Below are 19,760 nucleotides of genomic sequence, written 5' to 3'. Positions count from 1 at the left end.
AAATTAATGATTATATGTTAAAATCTATAGTCGGATTTTATGTTAAGGGGGCATAAAAATGGCTGGTCATTCAAAATGGGCTAATATAAAACATAGAAAAGGAAAACAAGATGCATTAAGAGCTAAGATATTTACGAAGCTAGGTAAAGAAATAGCAGTTGCTGTAAAAGAAGGAGGACCAAATCCTGACGCCAATTCAAGATTAAGAGATGCAATAGCAAAAGCTAAGGCTAATAATATGCCTATGGACAATATAGAGAGAGCAATTAAAAAGGCATCAGGTGAATTAAGTAGCGTTAACTATGAAGAGATAGTTTACGAAGGATATGGTCCAAGTGGTGTAGCAGTTATAGTTCAGGCATTAACTGATAATAGAAACAGAACTGCTAGTGAAGTAAGACATACTTTTGAAAAGTATGGTGGAAATTTAGGTACAACTGGATGCGTTTCCTTCTTATTTGAAAAGAAGGGTGTTTTAGTGGTTGAAAAGAAGGATGAGTTAAATGAGGATGAATTGATGATGATGGCACTTGATGCAGGTGCAGAAGATTTTTCTGCTGAAGAAGATGTTTATGAAATAATAACTTCTCCAGAAGATTTTTCAACAGTTAGAGAAGCTCTAGAAAAAAACGGAATAGAATTTGTATCAGCAGAAGTTTCAATGGTACCAACAACATATGCAAGCATAAGTGGTGAGGCTGCAGAAAAATTTGAAAAGATGCTAGACAAACTTGAAGAAAATGATGATGTTCAAAATGTATGGCATAATGCAGAGTTCCCAGAAGGATGGGGAGAATAATTTTGGAATTTAATGAATAAAATAGTATATTAGTGGTTATAATATCCCTCTAAGGAGGGATATTATGCTTAATAGAAGGATTTATATATCAATAGCAATCATACTATTATCAGTTGCTAGCTTTTTTACAGGATATTTCACTATGCAAAGATATATCAATAAACAGGTTAAAAAGGATAATGTTACTGCTAAAACAACAGTCCAGTTACCTTCAATGGTTATAAATGAAAATACTGAAATTATAAAAAAGGACAGATATATTAAGGCTGGAGGTTTTGTAGTTGAAGAAAAGATTAAACCAAATGAAGAGCTTATTGGATTAAATAAAGAGCTTGCAGAAGATTATTTTAGAAGAAAAGGATATAATGTTGACTACTTTACATCTGAAAGGGTAGAGGTATCAAAGGACATTGATAATGCATGGCCACCAAATGTTTTTATTGCACTTGAAAGTGAAGGTAAAGTTTTTATTTATAAAACTGATGAATACGGAAATCTACAGTTAAAAGAAACTACTCAAATAAACGTTAGCGATTTACCTCAACAAGAACAGGAAGATTTAAAAAGAGGTATAATAAGAAGAACATATGAAGAATTAGAAGAATTTATAAATGAGGACTTAGATTCGTAGGATGCAAATACTTTGCATCCTCTTTTTTTTCTGCTATAATCAAATTCGAACAAATTTTCGAATAGGAGGACAATATGATTATTTTAGGTGTAGATCCTGGTATAGCAATTGTCGGAATTGGAATTATTGAATACAGCGGAAATAAATTTAATGTATTAAATTATAGAGCAATTACAACAACTACAAAAAATACACTTCCAGAGCGATTAGAAATTATCTATGATGAATTAAATGATATAATTAATCTATATAAGCCTGATGCTTTTGCATTAGAAGAATTGTTTTTTAATCAAAATGTTAAGACTGCAATAACAGTTGGTCAGGCAAGAGGTATTGCTGTTTTAACAGCACAAAAAAATAAAATTCCTATATATGAATATACTCCTCTACAGGTTAAACAAGCTGTTGTAGGATATGGCAGGGCAGATAAAAAACAAGTACAGCAGATGGTTAAGGTTCTTTTAAATTTAAAGGAAATACCTAAACCAGATGATGTTGCAGATGCTTTAGCTATTGCAATATGCCATGCCCATACAAATAATATGAGTAATTTCTTTATGATGAGATGAGGTGAATAATGTGATATACTACATAAAGGGATTTGTAGATGAAATACAAGAAGATGGAGTTGTAATTGATTGTAATGATATTGGTTACAAAATATGTATGACTCAGAGGGACATGCAAAAGCTAGGCAATAAATCTGAAAAGGTAAAGATATATACATATCAACAAGTTAGAGAAGATGGAACCCTTTTATATGGATTTTTAAATAAGGAAGAGTTAAATATTTTTAAAATGCTTATATCTGTATCAGGTGTTGGACCTAAGGCAGCAATATCAATTTTATCAACAGTATCTGCATCTGATTTTATATTGGCAGTAGTTACAAATAACGAAAAAATGATAGTTAAGGCACAGGGTGTTGGTAAAAAAATTGCACAAAGGATAATATTAGAGTTAAAGGATAAATTTAAGGATGTAGATTTAACTCAAGGTACTCAGGATGAAGAACAAATAAGTATAAATAGTTTAGATGAAAATGAAGCAATTGGTGCATTAATGGCTTTAGGGTATAGCAAAAAGGAAGCATATCATGCTGTATCAAAAGTTATATCACAGGCTAGTTCACTAGAGGATATAATTAAACTATCCTTAAAGCATCTTATGAAAGGTTAGGTGGATTTAATTGGAAGATAGAATAGTAGCTTCAAATTTAAAATATGAAGATATTGATATAGAGGGTAGTCTAAGACCCAAAACATTAAGTGAATATATTGGTCAAAAAGAGGTTAAAGAAAAACTTGACATTTTTATAAAGGCTGCTAAAAATAGAAGAGAAGCACTAGATCATGTATTATTATATGGTCCTCCAGGACTTGGAAAAACAACATTAGCCTCTATTATAGCTAATGAAATGGGAGCAGGGCTTAGAATTACTTCAGGCCCAGCAATAGAAAAGGCAGGGGACTTGGCTGCAATTTTAACTAACTTAGGAGAAAATGATGTGCTCTTTATAGATGAAATACACAGAATTAATAGAAGTGTTGAAGAAATACTATATCCAGCTATGGAGGATTTTGCTTTAGATATCATAATTGGAAAGGGCCCAAGTGCACGTTCAATTAGAATAGATTTGCCAAAATTTACCTTAATAGGTGCAACTACAAGGGCCGGAATGCTTACATCTCCATTAAGAGATAGATTTGGAGTGATTTGTAGGTTAGAGTATTATAATGTTGAAGATTTAACCCATATAATAATGCGTTCAGCTAAAATTTTAAAAACGGATATTACAAAAGAAGGTGCAGGTGAAATAGCAAAAAGGTCTAGGGGGACACCAAGAATTGCAAATAGGTTGTTAAAAAGAGTTAGAGATTTTGCAGAAGTAAAAGGTAATGGAATAATTACTTATGAAATTGCTGTAAAAGCTCTTGATATGCTTGAGGTGGATTCATTAGGTTTAGATAATTTAGATAGAAAAATTCTTCTTACAATAATAAATAAATTTGGTGGAGGTCCTGTTGGGCTTGATACACTATCATATTGTATAGGAGAATCAAGCGATACAATAGAAGATGTATATGAACCTTATCTACTTCAGATAGGTTTTATAAGTAGAACACCAAGAGGAAGAATTGCTACAGAAGCAGCCTATAAGCATTTAAATATAAACAGGAATGATGAATAATTAAATTAATTTTAACTAATTTTATTAATAAATAAATAATTTGAGGTGATTGAATGAACGTAAAGGATTTTTACTTTGATCTACCAGAGGAGCTTATTGCACAACATCCTATTGAACCTAGAGATATGTCGAGACTTATGGTTCTTGACAAAAAAACAGGTGAAATTGAACATAGAATTTTTAGAGATATATTAGAATATCTAAATGAGGGAGATTGTTTAGTTTTAAATAATAGTAGAGTAATTCCTGCAAGATTATTTGGAGTAAAAGAGGATACAGGTGCAAATGTTGAATTTGTACTACTAAAGAGGATAGACAAAAATAGATGGGAGACTTTAGTAAAACCTGGAAAGAAGGCTAAAATAGGAACAAAATTTGTTTTTGGAGATGGAGAATTACGTTGTACAGTTTTAGAAAACACTGACTCAGGTGGTAGAATAATAGAGTTTGAATATGAAGGGGTATTTGAAGAAATATTAGATAGATTAGGAAATATGCCCTTACCACCATATATAAAAGAAGAGCTTAAGGATAAGGAGAGATACCAAACTGTTTATTCAAAGGTTGAAGGTTCAGCAGCTGCACCTACTGCAGGATTACATTTTACCCATGAACTATTAGAAAAAATACAGAATAAAGGAGTTAAAATAGCATATTTAACTCTACATGTTGGCTTAGGAACATTTAGGCCAGTTAAGGTTGAGAATATAGAAGAGCATAAGATGCATTCAGAGTTTTACATGATTGATGAGGAAAATGCAGAAATTATAAACAGTGTTAAAAGAAGTGGTAAAAGAATTATAGCAGTAGGTACAACTTCCTGCAGAACTTTAGAAACAGCTTCAGATGAAAATGGCTATGTTAAAGCACAAAGTGGATGGACGGATATATTTATATATCCAGGTTATAAATTTAAATGCATAGATGGGCTTATTACAAATTTCCACTTACCTGAATCTACACTTATAATGCTAGTAAGTGCATTAGCTGGTAGAGAAAACATATTAAATGCATATAATACTGCTGTAAAGGAAAGATACAGATTTTTCAGTTTTGGCGACGCTATGTTTATAAAATAGGAGGAAAACTATGGGAGCAATAAGATATGAACTTATTAAAACCTGCAAACAATCTGGTGCAAGGCTTGGAAGACTTCATACACCACATGGTGTAATAGAAACTCCTATATTTATGCCAGTTGGTACACAGGCTACAGTAAAGACAATGACTCCTGAAGAATTAAAGGAGATAGGAGCACAAATAATTTTGAGTAATACATATCATCTTTACATGAGACCTGGAGAAAAGCTTGTTGAAAAAGCTGGTGGACTACATAAATTCATGAATTGGGATAGACCAATACTTACTGATAGTGGTGGATTTCAAGTTTTCAGCTTAAGTAAACTTAGAGATATAACAGAAGAAGGTGTAACTTTTAGGTCTCATATAGATGGATCAAAACACTTTATTTCACCTGAAAAGGCAATAGAAATAGAAAATGCTCTAGGTGCCGATATTATAATGGCCTTTGATGAATGTTTGCCTTATCCTTGTGATTATGACTATGCCAAAAATTCATTATACAGAACAATAAGGTGGGCAGAAAGATGTCTTAAGGCTCATAAAAATACTGAAAAGCAAGCTCTATTTGGTATAATTCAAGGTGGAATGTATAGGGATTTAAGAGAAGAAAGTGTAAGAGAGATGATAAAATTAGATTTTCCAGGATATGCAGTTGGTGGATTAAGCATTGGAGAACCAAAGGACATAATGTATGAAGTGCTTGATTGGACTGTTCACCTACTTCCAGAAAATAAACCAAGATATTTAATGGGAGTTGGTAGTCCAGATGCACTTTTAGAAGGTGTTATTAGAGGAGTTGACATGTTTGACTGCGTACTTCCAACAAGAATTGCAAGAAATGGAACAGTATTTACAAGCAAAGGAAAATTGGTAGTTAGAAATGCAGAGTACGCAGAAGACTTTAGACCACTTGATGAAGAATGTGATTGTTATGCATGTAGAAATTATACAAGAGCATATATAAGACATCTATTTAAAGCTAAGGAGATACTTGGTGCAAGATTAACAACAATTCATAATTTAAGATTCCTATTAAGACTTATGGAAAACGTAAGACAGGCAATTATGGAGGATAGACTTTTAGATTTTAAAGAAGAATTCTTTGAAAAATATGGTTATAACGAAGGTAAATGGACTTTTTAATCATAAAAATAAAAACCACCCTCATATAATTAGTATGGGGGTGGTTTAATGTCAAAGGAAGATATCAGAGAAAATATTGCATTAATTTACTTAAAATCAATTTCAAGAGGTGTTATTCTATCTATTATTCTACTTTTAATTACTGCACTGGTTTTCCACTATACAAATTGGGACCCTAAACATGTAGATACTGTTACATTTATAATAACAGTATTGAGTATTGTTTATGCTTCTATATATGGATGCTTTAAAATTAAAAGTAAGGGTTATTTGCATGGTGGAATTATTGGACTACTTTATATGGTAGTTATAGCTATGGTTTCACTGTTTGTACAAAAGGGAAATATAAATTTTAAAGGACTTATAATAATGCTTGTTATGGCTCTTGTTATTGGTGTATTTTCAGGTTTGATTGGTATAATTTTATCTGATAGAAATTAAAAAAGAAAAATTTAATTACTTAAGCTAATATTAACATTTTATGCATAAAAAACTTTTAACTCTTGAGTATATATTTTCATTGTGTTATAATCTAAAGGGTAAAAAGCTAAAAATAAAGGAGGAGTAGACATGAAGCATATAAAGACTATAAACATGGGTGCTCTAAAGAACAGCATAGCAAAGCCAGGATGCAAAGAATGTGCTAACTCATGCCAATCAGCATGCAAAACTTCTTGTACAGTAGCAAATCTTGAATGCGAAAATAGATAATCATGTAGCAGTAACTTATCGTTACTGCTTTTTAACTATTAAGTAAGGAGGAAAAAACGTTGAAATTACACAAATTTAAGCAAATGGGAATGAATATAGTAATAGACGTAAATAGTGGTGCAATACACGTTGTAGATGACATTGTTTATGATGTATTAGATTATTATAAAAATCTATCACTTGATGAAATAATTAATAAGCTACAAACAAAATACAATAAAGAGCAATTAGAAGAGGCATATGATGAAATAAGACAACTTGAAGAAGAAGGTATGCTTTATACAGAAGACCCATATAAAAATATTATATTAAATGATAATGGACCATCATATATAAAAGCTATGTGTTTAAACATAGCACATGACTGTAATTTAAAGTGTAAATATTGTTTTGCTTCTGAAGGTGATTATAAAGGTGAAAGAAAATTGATGTCAGCAGAAGTTGGAAAGAAGGCAATAGATTTTGTAATAGAGAATGCAGGACCAAGAAGAAATGTAGAAATTGATTTGTTCGGTGGAGAGCCACTAATGAATTTTAAAGTGGTTAAAGAAATAGTTGAATATGCAAGACAAAGAGAAAAGGAAACAGGAAAGAACATTAGATTTACTATAACAACAAATGCAACCCTTTTAACTGATGAAATTATGGATTTTATTGATGAAAACATGGGGAATGTTGTGTTAAGTATAGATGGTAGAAAAGAGGTAAATGATAATATAAGAATAAGATATGACGGTACAGGTACATTTGATGATATACTTCCAAAAATAAAGAAAATGGTTGAGAAAAGAAAAGATGGAAAGCAATATTATGTAAGAGGTACTTTTACAAGAGAAAACTTAGATTTTTATAATGATGTTATGATGCTTGCGGATGAAGGATTTAAGGAAATATCAATAGAACCAGTTGTATTAGAGGACAAGCATCCATTGTCCTTAAGGGAAGAGGATTTAGAAACAATATATGAACAGTATGATAAATTAGCAGAAGAAATTGTAAGAAGAGAAAAAGAAGGAAAAGGTTTTAAGTTTTATCATTTCAATATAGATGTTAATGGTGGTCCATGTGTGTACAAAAGAATTTCTGGATGTGGTGCAGGATATGAATATGTTGCAGTAACACCAGATGGAGATATTTATCCATGTCATCAATTTGTTGGAAATGAAGATTTTAAACTTGGAAATGTATTTACAGGTATTGAAAATAATGAATTAATAAAAACATTCAAAAATGGACATATATATAATAAGCCAAAGTGTATGGAATGCTGGGCAAGATTTTATTGTTCAGGAGGATGTCAAGCTAATAACTATAGTTTTAATAAAGATATTCACATACCTTATGAACTTGGATGTAAAATGATGAAGAAGAGGGTTGAATGTGCAATAGCTATAAAGGCAAAACTAATGGAGGAATAAATATGATTAGAAACTACTTTGAAAAACTTCCTAAAATTGCACAAGATGTGTTTGTTGCTGAGTCTGCTGACATAATTGGTGATGTAGAAGTAAAAGAAGGCAGTAGTATTTGGTATAGAGCTGTTTTAAGAGGGGATATAAATAAAATTTTAATAGGAAAGTGTGTTAATATACAAGATGGATGTGTACTTCATTCAGATAGAAATGCTCCGACTATAATAGGTGATTTTGTAACAATAGGACATAATGCTATTGTTCATGGTGCAGTTGTTAAAGATAGATGTTTAATTGGTATGGGAGCTGTAATATTAAATGGTGCAGTTATTGGTGAAGATTGTATTATAGCTGCAGGTTCAGTTGTAACGCAGGGAAAAGAGATCCCACCAAGGAGTTTAGTTATGGGGACACCAGCAAAGGTTGTTAGAGAGCTAACAGATGAAGAAATAGAAAGTATAAAAAAGTCTGCAATTCATTATAAAGAACTTGCTGAAGCATATCGATAAAAAAAGGGGGGTTATACCCCTTTAAAATTTAAATAAATTAGCAGGAATTATCAAAAAGTTGTAGAATATATAAGAGGTGAAACTATGATTACTTTAAATGATGTAAAGAACAACATAGAAATTAAAACTTATATGGAACAGGGTGACAGATTTTTAGGTGCAATGGGTTTTACAGAACATAGCCTAAGGCACGCAACAATAGTATCTAATATTGCTTCAAATATCCTAAAACAATTAGGATATTCAGAAAGGGAAGTAGAACTTGCAGCAATTGCAGGTTTTCTTCATGATATTGGAAACGTTGTAAGTAGGCATGATCATGGACAGACAGGAGCAATAATATCAATGAGAATTCTAAAGGAAATGGGAATGGATTTTAATGAGATAGCTTTAATTGCTTCTGCCATTGGAAACCATGAAGAAGAATATGGTCATCCTGTAAACAATATAGCAGCTGCATTAATAATTGCAGATAAAACAGATGTACATAGAGGGAGGGTGAGAAATAAAGAATTTGCAACATTTGATATACACGACAGAGTAAACTATGCAGCAGAAAAATCAGAAGTAGAAATTTTATCAGATGAAAAGATAATAAGATTAAATCTAAAGATAAATATAGAAATTTGTCCAGTTATGGAGTATTTTGAGATATTTTTAGCAAGAATGATGATGTGTAGAAAAGCTGCTGCATTTTTAAACACTAATTTTCAACTTGTAATTAATGATGCAAGATTGCTCTAATTTTGAAAGGGGGATTTAAATGCAATTAAAAACTAAAAGTAGACTAAAATTTACAATTGCATCTTTATTAATAGTTATATTTGCATACATATTATCAAATGGACTTATAATAGGTGATTACCAAATTAAATCATTAGGTTCAATAACAAAATTAGGTTTAGACCTAAAGGGTGGAGTTTACATAGAAGAAGAAATTAAGGGTGAAAATATATCAAAGGACACAATAGATAGAACAAAAGAGCTTATAGAGCTTAGAGTAAATGCTTTAGGTGTAAATGAATCAGTTGTAACTGTTACACAACAAAATAGAATTAGAATAGAAATTCCAGGTGTTTATGATGCTGAAAATGCTTTAAAGCAAATAGGTAAAACAGGTAAGCTTACGTTTAGAGGTCCAAATAATGATATTGTAATTACTGGTGAAGATATAAAGGATGCTTCAGTTGGAGTTAATCAACAAACTAATCAACCAGTAGTTCAGTTAAAGCTTAATGAATCTGGTACAAAGAAGTTTGCAGAGGCAACAGCAAAATATCAAGGAAAGGTTATATCTATCTATATGGATGAAGAATTAGTTTCAGCTCCAGTAGTAAAAAGTGTTATTACAACAGGAGAAGCTATAATTGAAGGAAGCAAGGATATAGAAGAAGCAAAAAGACTAGCAGGTATTATAAAATCTGGAGCACTTCCTGTTGAATTAGTACCAGCTACAGTAAAGACTATAGGGCCTTCACTTGGAGCAGATGCAATTCCAACAAGCAAAAAGGCAGCAGTTATTGGTATTACACTTGTTATGTTATTTATGGCTATATACTATAGAATACCAGGTATAATTGCAGACCTTGCGCTTGCAGTTTATATAATGCTTACTATGTTAATATTTACAACAGCACTTAAGGCAACATTAACACTTCCAGGTATTGCAGGATTACTACTTTCAGTAGGTATGGCAGTTGACGCCAATGTATTGATATTTGAAAGAATTAAAGAAGAACTAAAATTAGGAAAATCATTAAGGTCAGCTGTTGATGCTGGATTTAATAGAGCATTACCTTCAATATTAGATTCAAACATAACAACTATTATAGCTGGTTTAGTTTTAATGTGGCTTGGAGCAGGTCAAGTTAAAGGTTTTGCCCTTACCCTTGTGACAGGTGTTGTTTGTTCACTATTTACAGCAGTTACTGTAACAAAGTTCCTATTAAAGAATTTTGTTAATTCAAATTGGATAGAAAACAAGAAAATGTATGGAGCATAAGGGGAGGGATTTAAATGTTAAAAGTAATAGAAAGAGCAAAAGTTTGGTTTGCAATTTCACTAACAATAATTATTGTTGGAATGGTTGCTTGGGCAGTTAAAGGTTTAAACCTTGGTATAGATTTTAAAGGTGGAACTGTTGTTACAATAAAAATGAATTCAGAGCCAAACAATGACGTTTTAGAGGAAATTAGAAAAATATCAGCAAAATATGATTCATCAGCTCAAGTACAAAAGGTAGGTACTGATGAGGTAACAATAAGAGGTAATTCTATTACAGATGAACAAATTCCAAAGTTATATAAAGAAATTAAGGATAAATATAATTTAAAAGATGCAAATCCAAGACAAACAGATAGAATAGGTCCAAGCATTGGTAAGGAATTAAGAAGAAATGCAATATATTCATCATTAGCAGCTGTAGTATTAATGCTTATATATATATCATTAAGATTTGAGTTTAAATTTGGTGTAGCAGCTGTAATTGCATTAATTCATGACGTTTTAGTAACAATAACTGTATATGTATTACTTCAAATACCTGTAAATAGTAGCTTTGTAGCAGCTATTCTTACGGTTTTAGGTTATTCAATAAATGATACAATTGTTGTATTTGACAGAATAAGAGAAAATAATAAGAAACATGCTTTTGCAACAAAAAGAGAGCTTGTAAATGCAAGTATAACACAAACTTTAACAAGATCTATAAATACAGTATTAACAACATTATTTACAATAACAGCTTTATATCTAGTTGGAGTTACATCCGTTAAAGATTTTGCTTTACCATTAATAATAGGTATTTTAAGTGGTACTTATTCATCAATATTTATTGCAAGCCCAATATGGTATTATTGGACAGAAAGAAAGATTGCATAAAAATAGTCGGTCAAGGCCGACTATTTTTAATTTTCCCCATTGAAATAGTTTTATATCTCATTTATAATATATTTGTTTCAATTAAATTAAGGGGAAAGAGTTATGAAGAAGTGGGTTATAAGAAGTTTAGAGCAATTTAACCAAAATCTTCACAAAAATAGAATAATAAATGCCCTATTAAACTCTAGAGGTATTAAGGCGCAAAAAGAAGCTGCTCAATTCCTAAATCCAAGTGTTGAGCATCTTTTTAATCCATTTCTTTTAAAGGATATGGATAGGGCTGTAGATAGGATAGATTTAGCTATAACAAGAAGAGAAAAAATAGTTATTTATGGAGACTATGATGTAGATGGAATAACAAGTACCTCAATACTTATTAGGGCTTTTAGAAAATTAGGTGTTGATGTTTCATTTTATATTCCAGATAGATTAAATGAAGGTTATGGTATAAATAAAGAGGCTATAGATTATATAAAACAATTGGCTACAGACTTAATAATTACTGTTGACTGTGGAATTACAGCAATTGAAGAAGTAGAATACGCAAAATCTATTGGAATGGATATTATAATAACTGATCACCATGAGTGTAAAGAGCAGATACCTAATACTATTGTTATAAATCCTAAGAGGTATGATTGTACATATCCAAATAAGAATTTAGCAGGATGTGGAGTGGCTTTCAAGTTAGTACAGGCATTATGGATGAAATATAATTTGTCGGGATTTGAAGATTTTTTAGATTTATGTGCTATAGGTACAGTTGCAGATATTGTCGAATTAACTGGAGAAAATAGAATTATAGTTAGTGAAGGTATAAAGAAGATACAAAAGAGTGAAAAAAGCGGTATTAAGGCATTGAAAAATGTTGCAGGTATTTCAGATGTTACATCATATTCTATTGCTTTTCAAATAGCTCCAAGAATAAATGCAGTTGGAAGATTGAGTGATGCTAGAATTGCTGTTGAACTTTTTACTACTACTGATGAAGATAAAGCAATGCAAATTGCAAAATATCTTGATCAAGAAAATAGGATGAGGCAAAAGATAGAAGAGGAAATTTTAAATGAGTCACTTATAATGATACAAAATTATTATGATTTATCAAATGATAGAGTGATAATATTATCATCCCCATATTGGCATGTAGGCGTAGTTGGAATAGTAGCGTCAAGATTAGTAGAGCGTTTTCATAGGCCTGTTATACTACTATGTGAAGATAAAGATGGAAAATGTAAAGGTTCTGGTAGAAGTATTGAAGGATTTAATCTTTTTGAAAACCTATTAAAATGTGAAGATATACTTGTGAAGTTTGGTGGACATGAATTGGCTGCAGGTTTGACAATAGAAAAGGATAAAATAGACGAACTAAGGTATAGGTTAAACAATTTAGCAAAACAAGTAGATGTAGAAATATTTTTACCAAAGATGTATATTGATATGGAGATGACTGAGGAAGATATAACCTTTGAAACTGCTGAGGTAATAAAAAAACTTGAGCCATATGGATTTGGTAATCCATCGCCATTATTTTATATGGAAAATTTAAAGGTGTTGTCAAAGAGAGTAGTTGGAAATAATAATAAACATTTAAAATTACAGCTAGATAAAAATAATATTACCTATGATGGAGTTTATTTTAATGCCTGTGATGAATTTAAAGATAAAGATTGGGAAAACATAGATGTAGTATTCAATTTAGATATTAATGAATGGAATAATACAAAAAATCTACAATTAATGATTAAAGCAGTAAGGCCTCATACTAAATGGATTTCAGATTATTTCAAGAATAATTATTTTAGATATTTAAAGTTTATTGATAATAATAACAATATTGAAGAAATTAATTTAGATAAAATAAAATTTATTAATAAAGATGAAAACTTCCTAAAGGAATTTGTTTATTTTAAGAAGGGTTATATCTTAGTATCATCTAAAAAATCACTTGAAGAATTAATGTATTTTACAGATTTTTATAAAGTTACTTTTTCTAAAAATGATGGATTTGATGCTCAAATTATAATATGTCCACAAGTAGATGAAATTGATTTTATGAATTCAGAAGTGCTTATATATGATTTTTTACCAGGTTTATATGAGTATGATAAGGTAATAAATAGAGCAAAATGTGTTTACAATTTTATTGATGCAAATATTTTACAAAATATAGACGAATTTTATGGGGATGTTTCAATAAAAAAAGAAATTATATTAAATGTTTATAATGATCTATCAAATAATGATATTACAGGTACAGTTGATGAAATGGCATTAAAATATAACGTTAATCCTTATCAGATGTATAAAATAATTATGACATTAAAAAATAACAATTTTATAAGGGTATTTATAAAAAACGATGTTCTAAAATTAATAAAAAATCAAGATACAAATGATTTAAATGCTCTTATTTTGGATGACTATACAGAAAAGATTAAAGGTTTAAAAAATTTATTATATAACGCAGTTTGGGAGGTATAAAAATGAATTTAATGGAAAAAATAAGAATAATAGAAGATTTTCCAAAGAAAGGAATAAGTTTTAAAGACGTTACAACATTAATTAAAGATGGAGAAGCATTTAGATATGCAGTAGACAAGATGATTGAATATGCTAAAGATAAGAATATAGATTTAGTAGTTGGACCAGAAGCAAGAGGCTTTGTTTTTGGTACTCCAGTTGCATATGGATTAGGAGTTGGATTTGTTCCTGTAAGAAAACCAGGTAAATTACCAGCTGATACACTTAAATATGAATATGAATTAGAATATGGAAGTGACTTTTAGAAATACATAAGGATGCTATAAAGCCAGGTCAAAGAGTTTTAATAGTTGATGACTTACTAGCAACTGGTGGAACAATTGCAGCAGTAGCTAAATTAGTAGAACAGCTTGGTGGAGAAGTAGCAGGCATGTGCTTCTTAATTGAACTTACAGGGCTTAATGGAAGAGAAAAACTATCTAAGTATGATGTAGAATCATTGATTAAATATGAGTTTTAATGTCGAAAAAAATTGCAAATACAATTAAATTGATATATAATATTTTTAAAATTATATGGCTGGTAGATATACCAGCCATATATTATAAACAGAGAAGTGAGGGCGGCTATGCTTGATGTAATTATTGATAAAATAAAAAAACAGAAATTAGATGTAGATTTGGAGTTAATAAAAAAGGCATATGAATTAGCAGAAAAAGCACATAAAGATCAATATAGAGAGTCAGGTGAGCCTTATTTAATGCATCCAGTGGAGGTTGCTTTAATTACAATTGAGCTTGGGCTTGATACTGACACTATTTGTGCTGCTCTTTTACATGATGTTGTTGAAGATACAGATTATACGTACGAAGATATAAAAAATATGTTTAACCCTCAAATTGCTTTTTTAGTTGAAGGTGTTACTAAATTAGGTAAGATAGAATATAAGTCTAAAGAAGAACAGCAGGCAGAAAACATAAGAAAAATGTTAGTAGCAATGGCTAATGATGTAAGAGTTATTTTAATAAAGCTGGCAGATAGATTGCATAATATGAGAACTTTAAAATATTTACCTCCTCATAAGCAAAAGGAGAAGGCACAGGAAACACTTGATATATTTGCACCATTAGCACATAGATTGGGTATTTCTAAGATTAAATGGGAACTTGAGGATTTGTGTTTAAGATACTTAAAACCTGAAGAATATTATGACTTAGTAAATAAGGTTCAAAAGAAAAGAGTTGAGCGCGAAAAGGAATTAAATGAGATAATTGAAATATTAAAAAATAAACTTGCCCAAGCAGGTATAACAGCCGATATTGAAGGAAGACCAAAGCATTTCTACAGTATTTATAGAAAAATGGTATTTAAAAATAAGACTTTTGATCAAATATTTGATCTTTTAGCAGTTAGAGTAATAGTTGATACTGTAAGGGACTGTTATGCAGCTTTAGGTATTGTGCATACTTTATGGAAACCAATACCAGGAAGGTTTAAAGACTATATAGCGATGCCAAAACCAAACATGTATCAATCACTTCATACAACAGTAATTGGGCCTGGTGGTCAACCATTTGAAATACAAATTAGAACATGGGAAATGCATAGAACAGCTGAATACGGTATTGCAGCACACTGGAAATATAAAGAAGGAATTCAAAGTGATGATTTAGGGGATAGATTAAAGTGGTTAAGAGAGATAATTGAGTTTCAAAAGCAAACAAGTGATGCAAGAGAGTTTATGGAAACTGTTAAAATCGATTTATTTTCCGATGAGGTATTCGTGTTTACTCCAAAGGGAACAGTAATTGATCTGCCAGTAGATTCTACTCCAATTGATTTTGCATATAGAATACACACAGATATTGGAAATAAATGTGTAGGTGCTAAAGTTAATGGTAAAATGGTTCCATTAGATTATAAACTGAAGACTGGTGATATTGTAGAGATAATAACATCAAGTACTTCAAAGGGACCAAGTAGAGATTGGCTAAATATTGCTAAAAGTTCTCAAGCAAAAAATAAAATAAAGCAGTATTTTAAAAGGATATATAAGGAAGAAAATATAGAAAAAGGTAAAGAATTAATAGAAAAGGAATTGAGAAGACAAAAAATACCTTATGATGATGCAATGAAAAATGATGTTATAGAAATTGTTCTAAAGCGTTTTAATTATGCTCAAATTGATGATTTATATGCAACAATTGGAAGTGGAGCACTATCACCTTCGTTGGTTGTAGGAAAAATAAAAGAAGAATTATTTAAAGAAAAAGAAGAACCTAAAGTAATAACAGAAATAGATCAAAAAAGAGAGTCAAGGAGAGAAAGAAAACGCGAAGGAATAAAACATGGTGTTGAGGTTAAGGGTGAAAAGGATTTATTAGTAAGATTTGCTAAATGCTGCAATCCTGTACCAGGTGATGATATTATTGGATTTATAACAAAGGGAAGAGGAGTGTCGGTTCATAGAAAGGATTGCACAAATTTTAAACATTTATCTGAAGTTGAACCCAATAGAGTTATAGAGGTAAATTGGACTGGAGAGCACACTTCCTCATTTATTGCAGATATTCAAATACAGGCAGTTGATAGAACAGGATTGCTTGCAGATATTACAAACACAATAGTAAATTCTAAGGTTTCTGTTAAGGCTATAAACGCAAGAACAAATAGAAAAAATACAGCCACAATACAACTTTCCTTAGAGGTTTTAAATACCGAACAACTTGAAAAATAATGAGGGAATTTAGAAAGTTAACAGGTGTAATTGATGTATATAGAAATAGAAATTAGGGGTGAAAACATGAGAGCAGTAGTTCAAAGGGTAAATAGAGCCAGTGTTGAGGTTGAGGGAAATATAGTAGGAAGTATTGGAAAAGGAATTTTAGTATTATTAGGGGTAGAAGATGCAGATACTGATGACGATATAAAGTATCTTGCTGAAAAGGTATGCAATCTTAGAATTTTTGACGATGCTGATGGTAAAATGAATCTATCAGTAGTTGATGTAGAAGGTGAATTGTTAGTTGTATCTCAGTTTACATTGTATGGAGATTGTAGAAAGGGTAGAAGACCAAATTACATGATGGCAGCTAAACCAGATTATGCTGAGATGATGTATCAAAAGTTTGTTGAAGAATGTAAAAAATATGTTAATAAAGTAGAAACAGGACAATTTCAAGCATATATGAAGGTTTTGCTTGAAAATGATGGACCTGTTACGCTTCTTTTAGACAGTAAGAAAAACTTTTAGGAGTGATTTAAATGATTATAAGAACTTATGAAATGGGCTATTTTCAAACCAATTGTTATTTAGTTTATGACGAAAATACTAATGAAGCATTTTGTGTAGATCCAGGTGGGGATCCTACTGAGTTAATAGAAGATATTAAATCAATGGGGATTAAACTAAAATATATCATCATAACTCATGGACATGCAGATCATATAGCAGGAGTTTATAAGTTAAAGAATGAAACTGGAGCTGTTGTTGTTGCACACAATGAAGATTATTATTTGATATCTGGAGAGACAAAAAAACTTATTCCAATTTACGCAAACATGAAGTTGTTTGAAGTAGATATGTTTGTAAAACAAGACGATATTTTAAAAGTTGGAGGTATGGAGCTTAAAATTTTAGAAACTCCAGGGCATACACCTGGTGGTATATCAATCTTAGTAGGCGATTCTGTTTTTACAGGTGATGCACTATTTAGAGGTTCAATAGGTAGAACAGATTTTCCAAAGGGAAATCAAGAGCAATTAATAAAGTCAATTAAAGAGAAACTACTTATACTTGATGAAAGAGTAAGAGTATATCCAGGACATGGTGTTTACACAACTATAGGACTTGAAAAAAGATTTAATCCATTTTTAATATAATTTGCATATAAGGACATCAAAGTGGGAACAATGTATTTGAATTTWAAAAAGGAGAGGTTAATATGAAAAAAAGAAGGAGTAACGGATACTCAGAAAGTTATGTTAACCCACTTGATGAGCTTGATTATGAAAGATTTTCAGAACTTAGAGAAAATGGATATTCTGATAATGATATTGCTAGAGAATTAAAGGTTAGCGAAAAGTTTATTAAAAGATTAAGACAAGAAACTAAAAAATATTTGTAGGTGTATGAGATGGTAAGAGTTGCACTAGAGGGACATGAATATAGATATGAGATATTTCAAATTCTTAACCTTTTTTATGAAAAGGATGAGATAGTATTTAATAATGATGATTATAATGCACAGAGTATTTTAGATGATGAATTTGCTGTATTTAAGATAGGCAATATTACAAAAAAAGAAACTTATGACAAAAGTGACATAAAGTCGATAAAGAATTCTTTAAAAAGAGTTACTCTACAAGCGTTAAGTGAATATTTCAATAAAATTATTCCCTGGGGAATATTGGTTGGAATAAGACCAACAAAAATTGTACATGAATTAAAAAAACAAGGAAAGGATTTGGACTACATAAAAAAGCATCTAATTTCATATTATCTTCTAAGTGAGGACAAGGCTAATTTAACAATTGAAGTAGCAGAGAATGAAGAAAAGTTTTTATCAAAACCAAATAATTCGATTAGCTTGTATGTAGGAATTCCATTTTGTCCAACAAGATGCGTTTATTGTTCCTTTGCGTCTAATTCAATTCATGGTAATGAAAGGCTTGCAGATGAATATGTTAATGCTCTTTTGAAGGAGTTTGATTGCATATTAGGGTTTATTAATAAGAATAAGTTAAATATAGATACTATTTATTTTGGTGGAGGAACTCCATCTTCATTAAGTAAGGAACAAATACAAAGGATACTTTACAGATTATCAAATTATGTAAACATAAATTCAGTCAGAGAATTTACCTTTGAGGCTGGAAGACCGGATTCAATAGATAAAGAAAAATTGAAAATATTAAAGGAATTTAATGTTACAAGAATTAGTATAAATCCTCAGACAATGAATGAAGAAACACTTATTAAAATAGGGAGAAGACACACTGTAAAAGAAGTAATTGAAAAATTCCTTATGGCTAGAGAATTAGGGTTTGATAATATTAATATGGATGTTATAATTGGTCTTCCAGATGAAGATATTAATTCAATTAAAAAGACAATGCAGGAAATTACTAAATTATCTCCAGAAAGTATTACAATTCATACAATGGCGATAAAGAGAGCATCGATTTTAAATGAGATAGATTATAAAAATAAGACTGATAATGCAATAGAAATGTATAACTATGCTTCACAGTGTTGTAGGGATATGGGTATGATACCATACTATATGTACAGGCAGAAAAACATGGTAAGTCCTTTAGAGAATGTTGGATATAGTAAAGTTGGCAAAGAATGTATTTACAATATCCAAATGATAGCTGAAAATATTTCAATTTTATCATTAGGGGCAGATGCAATAACTAAGATAATTTATGAGGATGAAAACAGAATAGAAAGATATGCAAATGTTAAAGACGTAAGGGAATATGTTAATAGAATTGATGAGATGATAGATAAAAAGATAAATGTTTTGACTGACTTTATACAAAAATAAAGTAAATTTTAAAAACTAGGTATATATAAACTTAAATACAACTTAGTGAAAAACCTAGGTGGTTTTAAAATTGAAATTTATAAAAAGCCTCCTAGGTTTTTTATTACATAAAACAAAAGAGAATGTATTTACAAAATAACCATATAATGTATAATGGAAATATGGGTTGGAGGTGATATAATGTATGGACCGTTTGCATTGTTTGCATTGGTATTTTGTTTAGCTATTTTAATTTTAGGGGTTTATGTTACAATATTAACAATTAGATTTTTATTAAGGGGAATTGAAGCTTTTGAACTATACATAAGAAAAAATAAATGATAAATTAGCACAGCTCTTCTGTGCTAATTTTATATAAAGGAGGG

20 protein-coding genes and 2 pseudogenes are annotated in these 19,760 nt (G+C 30.4%); all 22 read left to right on the top strand.

The window, feature by feature from the left end; genetic code table 11:
* Positions 1–58: 58 nt before the first annotated feature.
* The 22 genes and pseudogenes from TCEL_RS06440 (at position 59) to TCEL_RS13475 (ending at position 19,716) form a co-directional block, all read left to right on the top strand.
* Positions 59–799: a YebC/PmpR family DNA-binding transcriptional regulator gene (locus TCEL_RS06440; protein WP_018662335.1), complete on the top strand. Its 741-nt coding sequence runs from the start codon at positions 59–61 to the stop codon at positions 797–799.
* A 64-nt stretch (positions 800–863) separates the two neighbouring features.
* Positions 864–1,430 carry a BofC C-terminal domain-containing protein gene (locus TCEL_RS06435; RefSeq protein ID WP_018662334.1) on the top strand — a complete coding sequence of 189 codons (567 nt, stop codon included), beginning with the start codon at positions 864–866 and terminating at the stop codon, positions 1,428–1,430.
* Positions 1,431–1,504: 74 nt separating this feature from the next.
* A complete protein-coding gene (ruvC, locus tag TCEL_RS06430) occupies positions 1,505–1,999 on the top strand; it encodes a crossover junction endodeoxyribonuclease RuvC (protein ID WP_018662332.1) in 495 nt (164 codons plus the stop codon).
* Between the two features lie 10 nt (positions 2,000–2,009).
* Entirely contained in the window at positions 2,010–2,609 is a 600-nt protein-coding gene (ruvA, locus tag TCEL_RS06425; RefSeq protein WP_018662330.1) for a Holliday junction branch migration protein RuvA, read from the top strand.
* Positions 2,610–2,619: 10 nt separating this feature from the next.
* A complete protein-coding gene (ruvB, locus tag TCEL_RS06420) occupies positions 2,620–3,621 on the top strand; it encodes a Holliday junction branch migration DNA helicase RuvB (protein ID WP_018662328.1) in 1,002 nt (333 codons plus the stop codon).
* A gap of 53 nt (positions 3,622–3,674) precedes the next feature.
* Positions 3,675–4,700: a tRNA preQ1(34) S-adenosylmethionine ribosyltransferase-isomerase QueA gene (gene queA, locus TCEL_RS06415; protein WP_018662326.1), complete on the top strand. Its 1,026-nt coding sequence runs from the start codon at positions 3,675–3,677 to the stop codon at positions 4,698–4,700.
* A 10-nt stretch (positions 4,701–4,710) separates the two neighbouring features.
* Positions 4,711–5,847 carry a tRNA guanosine(34) transglycosylase Tgt gene (tgt, locus tag TCEL_RS06410; protein ID WP_018662324.1) on the top strand — a complete coding sequence of 379 codons (1,137 nt, stop codon included), beginning with the start codon at positions 4,711–4,713 and terminating at the stop codon, positions 5,845–5,847.
* A 48-nt stretch (positions 5,848–5,895) separates the two neighbouring features.
* Positions 5,896–6,288, top strand: a complete 393-nt coding sequence (locus TCEL_RS06405) for a TIGR04086 family membrane protein (RefSeq protein ID WP_018662322.1) — start codon at positions 5,896–5,898, stop codon at positions 6,286–6,288.
* 129 nt (positions 6,289–6,417) lie between these two features.
* On the top strand, positions 6,418–6,558 hold the full coding sequence (scfA, locus tag TCEL_RS06400; protein ID WP_018662320.1) for a six-cysteine ranthipeptide SCIFF: 141 nt from the start codon (positions 6,418–6,420) through the stop codon (positions 6,556–6,558).
* A 59-nt stretch (positions 6,559–6,617) separates the two neighbouring features.
* Positions 6,618–7,976, top strand: coding sequence for a thioether cross-link-forming SCIFF peptide maturase (gene scfB, locus TCEL_RS06395; protein ID WP_018662318.1), 1,359 nt, complete (start codon positions 6,618–6,620; stop codon positions 7,974–7,976).
* Positions 7,977–7,978: 2 nt separating this feature from the next.
* A complete protein-coding gene (locus tag TCEL_RS06390) occupies positions 7,979–8,479 on the top strand; it encodes a gamma carbonic anhydrase family protein (protein ID WP_018662316.1) in 501 nt (166 codons plus the stop codon).
* A gap of 84 nt (positions 8,480–8,563) precedes the next feature.
* Positions 8,564–9,223, top strand: coding sequence for an HD domain-containing protein (locus TCEL_RS06385; protein WP_018662314.1), 660 nt, complete (start codon positions 8,564–8,566; stop codon positions 9,221–9,223).
* Between the two features lie 19 nt (positions 9,224–9,242).
* Positions 9,243–10,481 carry a protein translocase subunit SecD gene (secD, locus tag TCEL_RS06380; RefSeq protein WP_018662312.1) on the top strand — a complete coding sequence of 413 codons (1,239 nt, stop codon included), beginning with the start codon at positions 9,243–9,245 and terminating at the stop codon, positions 10,479–10,481.
* A 14-nt stretch (positions 10,482–10,495) separates the two neighbouring features.
* Complete coding sequence (gene secF / locus TCEL_RS06375; RefSeq protein ID WP_018662310.1) at positions 10,496–11,359, top strand: protein translocase subunit SecF; 864 nt, start codon at positions 10,496–10,498, stop codon at positions 11,357–11,359.
* 102 nt (positions 11,360–11,461) lie between these two features.
* Positions 11,462–13,843, top strand: a complete 2,382-nt coding sequence (recJ, locus tag TCEL_RS06370; RefSeq protein WP_018662309.1) for a single-stranded-DNA-specific exonuclease RecJ — start codon at positions 11,462–11,464, stop codon at positions 13,841–13,843.
* A gap of 2 nt (positions 13,844–13,845) precedes the next feature.
* Positions 13,846–14,363: pseudogene (locus TCEL_RS06365) on the top strand (adenine phosphoribosyltransferase).
* A gap of 108 nt (positions 14,364–14,471) precedes the next feature.
* A pseudogene (locus TCEL_RS06360) lies at positions 14,472–16,636 on the top strand (RelA/SpoT family protein).
* Positions 16,637–16,646: 10 nt separating this feature from the next.
* Entirely contained in the window at positions 16,647–17,096 is a 450-nt protein-coding gene (gene dtd / locus TCEL_RS06355) for a D-aminoacyl-tRNA deacylase (protein WP_040683946.1), read from the top strand.
* 11 nt (positions 17,097–17,107) lie between these two features.
* Entirely contained in the window at positions 17,108–17,725 is a 618-nt protein-coding gene (locus TCEL_RS06350; RefSeq protein ID WP_018662300.1) for an MBL fold metallo-hydrolase, read from the top strand.
* A 62-nt stretch (positions 17,726–17,787) separates the two neighbouring features.
* The gene (locus TCEL_RS06345; RefSeq protein WP_018662298.1) at positions 17,788–17,970 is read left to right on the top strand and encodes a hypothetical protein; all 183 of its coding nucleotides are present in this window, start codon (positions 17,788–17,790) and stop codon (positions 17,968–17,970) included.
* Between the two features lie 9 nt (positions 17,971–17,979).
* Positions 17,980–19,395 carry a coproporphyrinogen dehydrogenase HemZ gene (gene hemZ, locus TCEL_RS06340; RefSeq protein WP_018662296.1) on the top strand — a complete coding sequence of 472 codons (1,416 nt, stop codon included), beginning with the start codon at positions 17,980–17,982 and terminating at the stop codon, positions 19,393–19,395.
* A 180-nt stretch (positions 19,396–19,575) separates the two neighbouring features.
* A complete protein-coding gene (locus TCEL_RS13475) occupies positions 19,576–19,716 on the top strand; it encodes a hypothetical protein (RefSeq protein ID WP_018662294.1) in 141 nt (46 codons plus the stop codon).
* The last annotated feature ends 44 nt before the right edge of the window (positions 19,717–19,760 follow it).

Origin of the sequence: Thermobrachium celere DSM 8682, assembly GCF_000430995.1 — a bacterium.
In the GTDB taxonomy this organism is placed as follows: Bacteria; Bacillota; Clostridia; order Clostridiales; family Caloramatoraceae; genus Thermobrachium; species Thermobrachium celere.
The sequence above is the reverse complement of the archived record's forward strand: the minus strand, read 5'-3'. Positions and strand labels throughout refer to the sequence as shown.

Coding starts and splice junctions, on each gene's coding strand:
- TCEL_RS06390 (WP_018662316.1), top strand. CDS start 7,979: ATGATTAGAAACTACTTTGAAAAACTTCCTAAAATTGCACAAGATGTG.
- TCEL_RS13475 (WP_018662294.1), top strand. CDS start 19,576: ATGTATGGACCGTTTGCATTGTTTGCATTGGTATTTTGTTTAGCTATT.
- TCEL_RS06385 (WP_018662314.1), top strand. CDS start 8,564: ATGATTACTTTAAATGATGTAAAGAACAACATAGAAATTAAAACTTAT.
- scfA (WP_018662320.1), top strand. CDS start 6,418: ATGAAGCATATAAAGACTATAAACATGGGTGCTCTAAAGAACAGCATA.
- ruvC (WP_018662332.1), top strand. CDS start 1,505: ATGATTATTTTAGGTGTAGATCCTGGTATAGCAATTGTCGGAATTGGA.
- secD (WP_018662312.1), top strand. CDS start 9,243: ATGCAATTAAAAACTAAAAGTAGACTAAAATTTACAATTGCATCTTTA.
- secF (WP_018662310.1), top strand. CDS start 10,496: ATGTTAAAAGTAATAGAAAGAGCAAAAGTTTGGTTTGCAATTTCACTA.
- TCEL_RS06345 (WP_018662298.1), top strand. CDS start 17,788: ATGAAAAAAAGAAGGAGTAACGGATACTCAGAAAGTTATGTTAACCCA.
- recJ (WP_018662309.1), top strand. CDS start 11,462: ATGAAGAAGTGGGTTATAAGAAGTTTAGAGCAATTTAACCAAAATCTT.
- dtd (WP_040683946.1), top strand. CDS start 16,647: ATGAGAGCAGTAGTTCAAAGGGTAAATAGAGCCAGTGTTGAGGTTGAG.
- tgt (WP_018662324.1), top strand. CDS start 4,711: ATGGGAGCAATAAGATATGAACTTATTAAAACCTGCAAACAATCTGGT.
- TCEL_RS06405 (WP_018662322.1), top strand. CDS start 5,896: ATGTCAAAGGAAGATATCAGAGAAAATATTGCATTAATTTACTTAAAA.
- queA (WP_018662326.1), top strand. CDS start 3,675: ATGAACGTAAAGGATTTTTACTTTGATCTACCAGAGGAGCTTATTGCA.
- TCEL_RS06440 (WP_018662335.1), top strand. CDS start 59: ATGGCTGGTCATTCAAAATGGGCTAATATAAAACATAGAAAAGGAAAA.
- TCEL_RS06350 (WP_018662300.1), top strand. CDS start 17,108: ATGATTATAAGAACTTATGAAATGGGCTATTTTCAAACCAATTGTTAT.
- TCEL_RS06435 (WP_018662334.1), top strand. CDS start 864: ATGCTTAATAGAAGGATTTATATATCAATAGCAATCATACTATTATCA.
- hemZ (WP_018662296.1), top strand. CDS start 17,980: ATGGTAAGAGTTGCACTAGAGGGACATGAATATAGATATGAGATATTT.